This window comes from Bremerella alba, from assembly GCF_013618625.1.
In the GTDB taxonomy this organism is placed as follows: domain Bacteria; phylum Planctomycetota; class Planctomycetia; order Pirellulales; family Pirellulaceae; genus Bremerella; species Bremerella alba.
On the sequence record NZ_JABRWO010000008.1, the window covers coordinates 374,624 to 380,963 of the forward strand.

General features: G+C 56.4%; 4 protein-coding genes. 2 read left to right on the forward strand and 2 right to left on the reverse strand.

What is annotated here, in order from left to right; genetic code table 11:
• Positions 1–6 precede the first annotated feature (6 nt).
• Positions 7–267 carry a hypothetical protein gene (locus HOV93_RS15800; protein WP_207397471.1) on the reverse strand — a complete coding sequence of 87 codons (261 nt, stop codon included), beginning with the start codon at positions 265–267 and terminating at the stop codon, positions 7–9.
• Positions 268–399: 132 nt separating this feature from the next.
• Here HOV93_RS15800 and HOV93_RS15805 point away from each other — a divergent pair, with 132 nt between their 5' ends.
• Entirely contained in the window at positions 400–3,093 is a 2,694-nt protein-coding gene (locus tag HOV93_RS15805) for a cation-translocating P-type ATPase (protein ID WP_207397472.1), read from the forward strand.
• Between the two features lie 66 nt (positions 3,094–3,159).
• Here the strand turns inward: HOV93_RS15805 and HOV93_RS15810 are convergent, their stop codons facing one another.
• On the reverse strand, positions 3,160–3,996 hold the full coding sequence (locus tag HOV93_RS15810) for a hypothetical protein (RefSeq protein ID WP_207397473.1): 837 nt from the start codon (positions 3,994–3,996) through the stop codon (positions 3,160–3,162).
• 482 nt (positions 3,997–4,478) lie between these two features.
• Between HOV93_RS15810 and HOV93_RS15815 the strand changes: the two genes are divergently transcribed.
• A complete protein-coding gene (locus HOV93_RS15815; RefSeq protein ID WP_315853422.1) occupies positions 4,479–6,026 on the forward strand; it encodes an SBBP repeat-containing protein in 1,548 nt (515 codons plus the stop codon).
• Positions 6,027–6,340: the final 314 nt, after the last annotated feature.

Consider the following 6,340-nt stretch of genomic DNA (forward strand, 5'->3'; position numbering starts at 1 on the left):
ACGTCTCTATTTGCCCTTTACCAGTTCAATCGATCCGTCCGGCTTGAGCACGATCACTTGGCCCGACTTTTTTGCTTTGGTCAAAAGCTCGAGCGTTTCGTCGGTGATCTGGTATTTCTGTGGCCCGCCAATGACCTCGCTGGGCATGTGCTTCAGTTTCAATTGCTCGAGAACCGGGGCAACCATTGCTTGGTTCTCGGTAATGGCCAGAGCGACGCCTGCTGTCAGCAAGACCAGCGTAACTCCTAGGGCGGCAAGTTTTTTCATTTTTAATTCCTTTGCAATTTATGGGTGTCGCTTAGTGCACCGAACCAGTTGGGTGATTTCCCTGGGATGTTATAGACTACGATTCTATCGCGTTGGCGTTGCAACTTCGTATTAGAAAAAGTGATTGAAGAAATGCCTCGACCTGAAACGGAGTATTGGCACCAGTTGGACCCGGCAGAAGCCACTTCACGGCTTGAGACCGACCAAGCGTATGGCCTGCAACTCTTGGAAGTGAATCGTCGCCGCACGCGATTCGGTCCGAATGTACTGTCGCAGGCCCAAGGAGAGACCAAGCTTCAGATCTTTTTTCGCCAGTTTCAACAACCGCTGGTTTACATTCTACTGGTCGCCACGGCACTGACGATTGTCCTACATGAATGGGTTGATGCTGGGGTGATTTTTGCGGTGGTGCTGGTGAACTCACTGATTGGTTTTTTTCAGGAAGCCAAAGCACTTCAGGCGATTCAGGCCCTGAGCAAGGTCATGGGCAGTGAAGCCACCGTGATCCGCGGCGGCGAGACGATACGGATCGAAGCATCTGACTTGGTCCCAGGCGACTTGGTCAAGCTTCAGTCCGGCGATCGTGTGCCAGCCGACTTGCGCCTTTTGCAAACGCGAGATCTACAGATCGACGAGTCGGCATTGACCGGTGAATCGGTCCCGGTCGAAAAGTCATCGCAGAAGTTAGACGAAAAGATACCCCTGGCCGAACGCATCAACCTGGCGTTTTCGTCGACGCTGGTGACCTACGGCGTGGGAACCGGCGTGGTTACGGCAACCGGCGATCGGACCGAGATCGGGCATATCAATAAGCTGATCGCATCGGCCGACGTGTTAGAGACGCCCCTGGTGCGTCGGATTAACGAATTAAGCCACACGTTGTTGAAGGTCATTCTCGTTCTGGCAGGGCTCGTTGCTCTGGCGATTTTGTTGCGGGGCGAACCGCCGGTCGAGGTCCTGCTCTCGGCGGTCGCGCTGGCCGTCGGCGCAATTCCGGAAGGGCTGCCGGCAGTGGTCACGGCCACATTGGCGTTAGGAGTTTCGCGACTGGCCAGACGCCGTGCGATTGTTCGCAAGCTGCCAGCCGTCGAAACCCTCGGCAGTACGACGGTAATCTGTTCCGACAAAACAGGAACACTCACGCAAAATCAGATGACCGTACGTCAGGTTTCTACGATTGAACGGCAGTTTAATGTCACCGGATCAGGTTACGACACCGAAGGCCAGGTTACGACCTTAGATAATTCTGCCGAGAACGCATCTGACGACGTCTTAACTGACCTGCTGCGATCTGGGTTGCTTTGCAACGACACCCATATAACGCGTGGCGACGACCAGTCGTGGCGCGTCGAAGGCGATCCCACCGAAGCGGCTCTCTTGGTTTCAGCCGCGAAAGCCGGATTGAAGCGGGACGAGCTTCAACGCGATTGGCAGCGTCTGGATACGATTCCGTTCGAGTCGCAATATCAGTACATGGCATCCCTGCATCAAAGTCCCGGCGGAGACAATGTCATCTACATCAAAGGCTCCGTCGAGCGGCTCATGATACGCTGCGATCAGTTAGCCACCGGTCAGCCGCTGGAGGCCTCGGTCGTCGAGAAGCAGGTTGCCGAGATGGCCTCGCAAGGGATGCGAGTTTTGGCGTTCGCCAAGAAGACCGTCTCGCGCGAGCAATCAACCATCGAACACGACGACCTGACCCAGGGGCTGCAATTGCTGGGCCTGCAAGGAATGATCGACCCGCCTCGTCCAGAAGCGATCAGTGCGGTTGCCGCATGCCAGTCGGCCGGTATCAAGGTGAAGATGATCACCGGCGATCACATCGGCACGGCCACCGCCATTGCGGGGCAGCTCGGCATTCACGGTCACACCGACGACGGCGGCGATTTGATCGGCAAGACAGGCATGCAACTCGGGGAAACCTCGGATCGCGACTTGATCGAGATGGTCGAAGAGGTCGCCGTATTCGCCCGGGTGTCTCCTTCCCAGAAGCTTCGCCTGGTAGAAGCCCTGCAATCGACCGGAAACATCGTGGCCATGACCGGCGACGGGGTCAACGACGCCCCGGCCCTGCGTCAAGCGAACATCGGTGTGGCGATGGGCATGGCCGGAACCGAGGTCACTAAAGAGGCGGCCGACATGATACTGACCGACGACAACTTTGCAAGCATCGAAGCGGCCGTCGAAGAAGGACGCGGAATCTACGACAATTTGATGAAATTTATTGCCTGGACATTACCGACCAACCTTGGTGAAGCAGGCATTATTCTGGTGGCCGCGTTTCTCGGATTCCAGCTGCCGATCACGCCGTTGCAGATCCTGTGGATCAATATGTCGACCGCTATTTTACTCGGGGCGATGCTGGCGTTTGAACCGAAAGAGCCGCAGATCATGTCCCGTCCTCCACGCGAGGCCGACGAACCAATTCTATCTCCCGTTCTGATGTGGCGAACGCTGTGGGTTGGTGCCTTGCTAGTGGTTGCGACCTACGCCGTGTTTGCATTTAAAAAGTCGCTGGGGGTTGAACTCGAATCGGCCCGTACGGCAGCCGTCAACGTGATTGTATTGGGGCAAGTGTTCTATCTCTTTTCGTGCCGCTCGCTGCGGCTATCGGTTTTCCGGGTTGGTTTGTTTTCAAATCCGCTGATCTGGATCGGCGTCGCCGTGATGATCGGTCTGCAGTTGATGCTGACTTATGTTCCCTTTCTCAATATGGTCTTCGAGACCCAGCCCACCTCGTGGCGTCCGTGGGCCCTGGCCATAGGCTCTGGCACGCTGCTCTTCATTCTTGCCGAGATCGACAAGTGGCGCGTCAATCGTCGCTAAATACCCAATAAAAAAGCCGCTTGTGGACTCAAGCGGCTTGGGCTGCAAAATGGAGGGGGCTTCTTCTTAGTAGCGTAGAATCATGTCGACCATCAGGCGGCTTTCGGTCACATCTTGGAACCCTGTCAGCGGGAACTCGTAAGCAATCCCTGTTTCAATATGGCCGTTCGGTTTGTATCGCATGCCAACATTCTGGGTGACCAGATCGTTACCGGCAACATCGTTGCTACGCAGATTGAACAGGTCATGTCCGGCGACGCCCAAAGCAGAGCCTTGCGAAGCATCGTCGGTCCAGTGCCACCAGGCAAGCTCGGTGAAAACGTAAATCTTGTCGGTCAGACGCACGTCGAAGTGGTTCGACCAGTGAATCGCCGAAGATTGCAAGCTGCTATCGGTTGGCAAGCGATAGCCAACACTCGATAGGACGTGGGCGTTGCCATCCCAAAGTCGTTGGCCGCCGGTCAAAAATATGTTGAACTCGCCGTCACCTTGGCCTTGCAAAGCATCGCTGCTGCCCACTGGCATTTCGTAAGTGAAACCGGTCGAAACGATGGTGCCACTGCATGGATCACGCAACAGGTTATATTTCAGACCAGCCGAAACGTCGGCCCAACCATCGTCCAGCAGCCCGGCGAGCGAGCCTTCCGAGTTATCGACAATGAAACCATCTTTGGTGGCGATTACGCTCAATCGCTCGGTTAGTGCCACACGGACCTGGGCCGCGTACAACTGCACCGAACCGCCGGCCGGAATGTTGTTACCAATCGTGTTAGGCACCCAGTGATTCACGAAGATCGGACGAAGTTCCGTTACCGTGCGCGGGTCCTCGAAGAACACAAAGTTAATCATCGGGCTGATGAAGTCGTCGAAGCAGTGATCGCTTGGTCGAAGCAGATCGAGCATGCCCAAATCGCAACCACCGCAAGACGAGCATTCACAGCTCGAATCGCTCGCACAATAGGATGTCGCACTTGTCAGATCGTGCGGCTCGTACAATTCTCCCGCCTGGCTCACGCGGGAGAAGCCGCAACACGCCAAAACGGCAACAACCAAGAAGTATCCCCTAGAAAATCGCATCAAAACCGCCGCCCCCGAATACAGATTTAATTCGTGTCAATGTTTTCAAAGCCTAATGACCTTGCCCCGTTGACTTGCATATCGGTGTAAGCAAGATGCCAGCGGCACATGCTATCACTAGGCCCGTACAACTTGCCTGACCCCATGCACCGACAGACGTCTGGAAGGGATGTAAGGATCGTCCCGGACAATGCAACATGCACCAACTTGCGTTTACTTTGTCGACGGCCGGGACTCACGCGTGGTAAGGTGTTCTGTTGGTATAGACAGGTTCTTGGTCAGTCAGGCTTTCAATCAGGGTGCCCCAGGTGAAACAAACGCTTTTGATACTCTCGCGAGCATTGTTCGCTCTCTGTTTTTTCTTGTGCTTGGCAGCGTCCACGTTGTTGGGGTCCCCTTACAAAATTGCCTTCTCAACCTATCTCGGCGGCAGCGATTGGGAGCATGCCCGCGATGTGTTTGTCGACGACTCTGGCAACGTCTATATCGTCGGCGGTACACAGTCGCCCAACTTCCCCGTCACCGAGGGGGCCTTCCAAACCAAGCACGACATGACCGGCAACAAGGTGGGCAGCGGCGGCTACTGCGATGCGTTCGTCGCCAAGTTTCGCCCTGACGGCAGCCTGGCCTGGAGCACGCTTTTGGGCGGCCCTAATTACGACCGCGCGTATGCCGTTGAAGTCGATAAGTCTGGCAACGTCTACGTTAGCGGTCGCGGCGGCCCTGGCTTCCCGACTACCGCCGGTGCCTTTCAAACCGAGTTCCGCGGCTCGGACGAAGGGATCTACGGCATGCAGAACGCATTCGTCGTCAAGCTAACGCCTGATGGTTCTCAGTTGACCTGGGGCGCGTTCGTGGGGGTTGGCAGGCTCTGCCGAGAGCTTTCAATCGACGACGACGGCGAGGTCTACGTTGCCCTGCACTACTTGGGCCACGGCCCCTTGCCACCGGAAAAGTGGTTCGCCAACGCCTACCAAAACAAGCCAATCGGGGGCGTCGATATCGGCGCGGTGAAGATCGCCGCCGATGGCTCTCAGGTTCGCTGGGCCACGTGGTTTGGCGGATCGGCCGATGAGGTCAGCAACTGCGGCCTCCGCCTCGACGGCGACAAGAACGTTTATTTAAACTTCACCACCAATTCCGACGATGTCCCCACCACCGAAGGTGCCCATGATCGCACCTACAACGGCAACGGCGACGCGTTCCTCGCGAAGCTTTCGCCCGACGGCAGCCGCCTGATCTACGGCACCTACTTCGGCGGCCAAGAGCACGAAGAAGGCAACAGCACCCACAACCTGGCCATCGACGGCGAAGCAAATGCGTACCTGCTCAACTCGACCACCGGCAACGACATGCCAGTCACGCCCGGTGCCTTGCAAAGCCAACCAGCCGGACAGCGCGACATCGTTGTCAGCAAGTTCAGCCCCTCTGGTGCCTTGCTGCAGTGCACTTACCTGGGCGGCAGCGGCAACGAAGAAGCCGAAGGGATCTACGCAAACGCCCAAGGTGAAGTCGCCTTCGTAGGCAGCACCGACTCGACCAACTTCCCGATATCAGAGCAGGCCATCCAGACCCAAAAAAGCAAATCACACGACGCGTTCGCGGTGGTCCTGTCACCTGACTTCAGCCAGCTTAACTACAGCACCTACCTCGGCGGCGAAAACTACGACTATGGCCGAGCGAGCTATTTCGATGCCACCGGAGCGATCTACCTAACCGGCTCGATCAACGGCCCCGGCTGGCCAGTGCTCAATTCCCACCAAAAAGATTTCGCCGGAGGCGGTGGCGGAAAAGAGCTTTGCTACGAAGGGGGATGCCACGCCGGAGATGTGATTTTGACGCGGCTGGTGAAGTAGGCAAGCCGCCTGCCAAGAGAGGTCTTCTTCGTAGGCTGGGGGCAGGCACCCAGTGAACATAACTTGAGGCCACAAGCGGCTAATACAACCGGCCCGAACCCAGAAGCAAGTATCCATCCGCAGGGCCTCACGCGAACGCGTGTCACGAAGCTGGCACCCGGTATCCAACCCACGCCCGCGCGAATCTAAAAAAATTTTCATTTGAGCACTATACATATGCTACACCAGGCTGATATATCTAAATCATGCCCAGGGGACGCTTCCCCGGCACCGTGCCTATTTTCTTTTTAGGCATACGAAAAACAGTACCCAGT

Coding starts and splice junctions, on each gene's coding strand:
- HOV93_RS15800 (WP_207397471.1), bottom strand. CDS start 267: ATGAAAAAACTTGCCGCCCTAGGAGTTACGCTGGTCTTGCTGACAGCA.
- HOV93_RS15805 (WP_207397472.1), top strand. CDS start 400: ATGCCTCGACCTGAAACGGAGTATTGGCACCAGTTGGACCCGGCAGAA.
- HOV93_RS15810 (WP_207397473.1), bottom strand. CDS start 3,996: ATGCTCGATCTGCTTCGACCAAGCGATCACTGCTTCGACGACTTCATC.